We start from the raw sequence: 4990 nt of genomic DNA on the forward strand, positions 1-4990 counted from the left end.
CCGCGCCGGCCGCTCCGGATGTTCGCGCGGCCCGAGCCCGTCGAGGTGCTGGCGGAGGTGCCGGACGGGCCGCCGCTGCGCTTCGTCTGGCGACGTGCGACCCACCATGTGGTGCGGGCCGAGGGGCCGGAACGCATCGCGCTCGAATGGTGGCGGGACGACGAAGCGCCGCTGACCCGCGACTATTTCCGCGTGGAGGATTCCGTCGGCGCCCGCTTCTGGCTGTTCCGCGACGGGTTGTTCGGCCGCGAGGTCCGCCATCCGCGCTGGTTCGTGCATGGGCTGTTCGCATGACGGGCCGCTTCGCCGAGCTCGCGGCCATGACCGCCTTCTCGTTTCTGCGCGCCGGTTCGCGGCCCGAGGAGTATGTGGCGGCCGCCAGCTTCTACGGCATCGAGGCGATCGGCATCGCCGATTGCAACACGGTGGCCGGCGTGGTGCGGGCTTACACGACGCTGACCAATCCCGATCTGCCGCGGCCGGTGAAGCTGCTCCCCGGCGCGCGTCTGGTCTTCGAGGACGGCTCGCCGGACATCGTGGTCCACCCTTATGACCGGGGGGCCTGGGGACGGCTCTGCCGGCTGCTCTCCATCGGCAAGCAGCGGGCGAAGAAGGGCGAGTGCCTGCTGCGCCTCTCCGACCTCCTTGATTGGGGGGAGGGGCTGAACGCCATCGTCATGCCGCCGCCGCATCCCGGCGCGGAGACGAGAGCGGCCGTCGAAGCGCTTCGGAGCGCTTTCCCCAAGACGGTGTGGCTCGGCGCGACGATGCCGCGGCGCGGCGATGACGGGCGTCGGCTGAACCGGCTCAAGCGTCTCGCCGACCGCTGCGGCGTCCCCCTGATCGCGACCAACGAGCCGCTCTACCACACGCCTGAACGCCGGGCGCTGCAGGACGTCGTCACCTGCATCCGCGAAGGCCTGACGCTGGAGACGGCCGGCCGCATCCTCGAAGCCAACGCCGAACGCCACCTCAAGCCGGCCGCGGAGATGGAGCGCCTGTTCCGCGACGCGCCGGAGGCGGTGGCGGAGACGCTGCGCTATGCGGAGAGGATCGTCTTCAGTCTCGATGACCTGAAATACAACTACCCGAGCGAGCCCATCCCGGCCGGGAAAACCCCGCACGGCCATTTGCGGGATCTGGTCCGCGAGGGCGTGAAACGCTTCTATCCGCAGGGCGCGCCACGCAAGGTGGAGAAACTCCTCGCCAAGGAGCTCGCCTTCATCAAGCGCGAGAACTACGCGCATTATTTCCTGACCGTGCACGACATCGTCGCCTTCGCGCAGTCGATTGGCGTCCTGTGCCAGGGTCGCGGCTCGGCCGCGAACTCGGCCGTCTGCTACGTGCTCGGCGTCACGGCCGTCGATCCGGCGGAGACCGACGTGCTGTTCGAGCGCTTCCTTTCCAAGGAGCGTTCCGAGCCGCCGGACATCGACGTCGATTTCGAGCATGAGCGGCGCGAGGAGGTCATCCAGTACATCTATGAGCGCTACGGCCGGCATCGCGCCGCGCTGGCCGCGACGGTGATCCACTACAAGCCGCGCAGCGCCATCCGCGAGGTCGGCAAGGTTTTCGGGCTGAGCGAGGACATCGCCGCCGCGCTCGCCGGCACGGTCTGGGGCAGCTGGGGCTCCGGCCTCGACGAAGTCCATGTGCGCCAGGCGGGCCTCGATCCCCAGAACCCGTATCTCAAGCGCGCCGTGGCGATCGCCTCCGAACTGGTCGGCTTTCCCCGGCACCTTTCCCAGCATGTCGGCGGCTTCGTTCTGACCCAGGACCGGCTGGACGAAATCGTCCCCGTCGGCCCCGCCGCGATGCCGGACCGCTCCTTCATCGAGTGGGACAAGGACGACATCGACGCGCTCAAGATCATGAAGGTCGACGTGTTGGCGCTCGGCATGCTGACCTGCATCCGGAAGGCCTTCGACCTGATCCGCGCGCATGACGGGCAGGATCTGTCGCTCGCCTCGGTCCCGAAGCAGGATGACGAGGTCTACGCGATGCTGTCGCGCGCGGACTCGCTCGGCGTGTTCCAGGTCGAGAGCCGGGCGCAGATGAACATGCTGCCGCGGCTGCGGCCGAAGCAGTTCTACGACCTCGTCATCGAGGTCGCGATCGTCCGGCCCGGCCCGATCCAGGGCGACATGGTGCATCCCTATCTCGCGCAACGGGCCAAGGACCCCGCGAGCATCGTCTATCCCGGTCCGGCGCCCGAACATGGCGAGAAGGACGAGCTTAAGAAGGTGCTGGAGAAGACGCTCGGCGTGCCGCTGTTCCAGGAGCAGGCCATGCGGATCGCGATGGTGGCTGCGAAGTTCTCCGGCGAGGAGGCCAATGCGCTGCGCCGCTCGATGGCGACCTTCCGCAACCGCGGCGGCGTCGACGTGTTTCGCGACAAGATGGTCGGCCGCATGATCGCGCGCGGCTATGATCCCGAATTCGCCAATCGCTGCTTCAAGCAGATCGAGGGGTTTGGCTCATACGGCTTTCCGGAGAGCCATGCGGCGAGCTTCGCCAAGCTCGTCTATGTCTCTTCCTGGCTCAAATGCCGCCATCCGGCGGCGTTCGCCTGCGCGCTGCTGAACGCGCAGCCCATGGGGTTCTATGCTCCGGCCGAGATCGTCCGCGACGCCCGGGAGCACGGCGTCGAGGTGCGGGGCGCGGATATCGCGGTCAGCTTCTGGGACAACACGCTCGAAAGACGCCCCGACGGCGCGCTGCGCATCCGCCTCGGTTTCCGGCAGATCGAGGGGTTTCGGCAGGAATGGGCGAAGGCGCTCGTCGCGGTCCGTTCGGGCTTCTTCACCTCGATCGAGGAGCTGCGCCGCCGGACCCGGTTGCCCAAGGCGGCGCTCGTGAAACTCGCCGACGCCGACGCCTTCCGTTCGATGAAGCTCGACCGCCGCGCCGCGCTGTGGGACGTGCGCCGCCTGCCGGACGACGTCGCGCTGCCGCTGTTCGAGGCGGCCGACGCCGCCGACCATGCGAACGAGACGACGGCGCCGCTGCCGGCCATGCCGCTGACGGAGCATGTCGTGGCCGACTACCAGACCATGCGGCTGTCGCTCAAAGGCCATCCGATGCAGTTCTTGCGCGCGCTGTTCTCGGGCGAGGGCGCGGTGAGCTGCGCCGAGGTTCGCGCGGCGCGCGACGGTCGGCGGCTGAAGGCCGCCGGGGTCGTTCTGGTGCGGCAGAAGCCCGGCAGCGCCAAGGGCGTGGTGTTCATGACCATCGCGGACGAAACCGGGATCGCCAACGCCGTGATCTGGCCCACGATCATGGCGCGCTTCCGCAAGGAGGTGATGGGCTCGCGGTTGGTGCTGATCGAGGGCCGGGTGCAGCGCAGTCCGGAGGGGGTCGTCCACCTCGTGGCGGAAAGCCTGGTGGACCGCTCCGGCGAATTCGGCCGCTTGTCGGAGCGCGAGCTCAAGCCGCAGCTCTCCAACGCCGACGAGTTCCTGCACCCCCAGATGGAGCGTGGGGCACGTCCGCGGATCCACCCGCGCGACGTGCGCATCATGCCGAAATCGCGGGATTTCCACTGAATTTGAGCAGGGTCGTTGGCGGGTGGCCGAGACTTGCTCTAGCGTCCTTCCCCGAGCGGGCGCGCCACTTGGGAGGACGTCGATGTACAAGTTCGAGATCTACAAGGACAGCAAGGGCGAGTACCGGTTTCGCTTCAAGGCCTCCAACGGCGAGACGATGTTCGTCTCCGAAGGCTACGTGGCCAAGGCCTCGGCGGTGAAGGCGATCGAGTCGATCAAGAAGAACGTCCCGGAGGCTCCGGTGAACGACACCACGACGGCGGTCGCCTGACGAGCCATCGGACCTGCTGAGCGCGAGGCGGCGATCCCAACCTTCTACGAGTTCTTCGCAGGCGGCGGCATGGCGCGGGCTGGGCTCGGCCCCGGCTGGCGCTGCCTGTTCGCCAATGACCTCAGCCCCAAGAAGGCCGCGTCCTACCGGGCGAACTGGGGCGACGACGACCTCTGGGTCGGCGACGTCCACGACGTCACGCCCGCAATGCTGCCCGAGCGCGCCGACCTCGCCTGGGGTTCCTTCCCCTGCCAGGATCTCTCTCTTGCGGGCGCGGGCGCAGGTCTTTCGGGCGGCCGATCGAGCGCCTTCTGGGGGTTCTGGAACGCGATCCTCGCGCTGAAGGCGGAAGGCCGGGCTCCGCGCACGCTGATCCTCGAAAACGTCGTCGGAACGCTCACGTCGCGCGGCGGCAGGGATTTCGCGGCCATCGGCGCGGCCCTCGCCTCCGCAGGCTACCGTTTCGGCGCCATGGTGATCGACGCCGCGCTGTTTCTGCCGCAGTCGCGGCCGCGCCTGTTCATCCTCGCGGTCGCCGATGACGTCGCGCCGCCGCCGCAGACCGCCGCCTCCGCCCCATCGCCGCTCTGGCACCCCAAGGCCCTGCTCGCCGCCCGGTCCGTGCTTGACGAGCAGTCCATGAGAAGCTGGATCTGGTGGCGCCTCTCTGCGCCCCGGGCCAACGTTCCCTGCCTCGCCGACCTCATCGAAGATGAACCTGTGGGCGTGCGCTGGCATGCGCCCGAGGAGACCGAGGCGCTGCTCGCCCTGATGGCCCCGCTGCACCGCGAACGGATCAGAGCGATCGCGGCCTCCGGCGAGCGGCGGGTCGGGGCGGTCTACAAGCGGATTCGAACGGACCGCAACGGCGTCAAGGCGCAGCGCGCGGAGGCGCGTTTCGACGGGCGCGCCGGCTGCCTCAGGACGCCCGCCGGCGGCTCCAGCCGACAGACGCTGCTTCTCGTCGAGGGCGACCGCATCCGCAGCCGGCTGATCTCGCCGCGCGAGGCGGCGCGCCTGATGGGTCTCGAGGAGAGCTACCGCCTGCCGCCAAGCTACAACGACGCCTACCGGCTCGCCGGAGACGGCGTCGCGGCGCCGGTCGTGCGCTTTCTGGCCGCGGAGCTGCTGGAGCCGCTGCTCGGCGGCGAGGCCGCCGCGCAGGCCGCGGGAT

At 69.1% G+C, this 4990-nt stretch carries 3 protein-coding genes and 1 pseudogene; all 4 read left to right on the plus strand.

Annotated elements, in window-relative coordinates; translation table 11 throughout:
• Window positions 1-294: pseudogene (locus ACIKT0_RS12780) on the plus strand (DNA polymerase Y family protein); the annotation flags it as partial.
• On the plus strand, window positions 291-3545 hold the full coding sequence (locus ACIKT0_RS12785; protein WP_407105709.1) for an error-prone DNA polymerase: 3255 nt from the start codon (window positions 291-293) through the stop codon (window positions 3543-3545). The pseudogene ACIKT0_RS12780 and the gene ACIKT0_RS12785, both read left to right, overlap by 4 nt.
• Window positions 3546-3627: 82 nt before the next feature.
• The gene (locus ACIKT0_RS12790; RefSeq protein ID WP_183395974.1) at window positions 3628-3816 is read left to right on the plus strand and encodes a YegP family protein; all 189 of its coding nucleotides are present in this window, start codon (window positions 3628-3630) and stop codon (window positions 3814-3816) included.
• 69 nt (window positions 3817-3885) lie between these two features.
• On the plus strand, window positions 3886-4990 hold a 1105-nt coding region (locus ACIKT0_RS12795), incomplete at its 3' end, for a DNA cytosine methyltransferase (RefSeq protein ID WP_407105710.1).

The organism is Hansschlegelia beijingensis (assembly GCF_045505405.1).
Lineage (GTDB): Bacteria > Pseudomonadota > Alphaproteobacteria > Rhizobiales > Methylopilaceae > Methylopila > Methylopila beijingensis_A.

Excerpts from the sequence above, each read along its gene's own strand:
- ACIKT0_RS12790 (WP_183395974.1), top strand. The coding sequence starts at position 3,628 with ATGTACAAGTTCGAGATCTACAAGGACAGCAAGGGCGAGTACCGGTTT.
- ACIKT0_RS12785 (WP_407105709.1), top strand. The coding sequence starts at position 291 with ATGACGGGCCGCTTCGCCGAGCTCGCGGCCATGACCGCCTTCTCGTTT.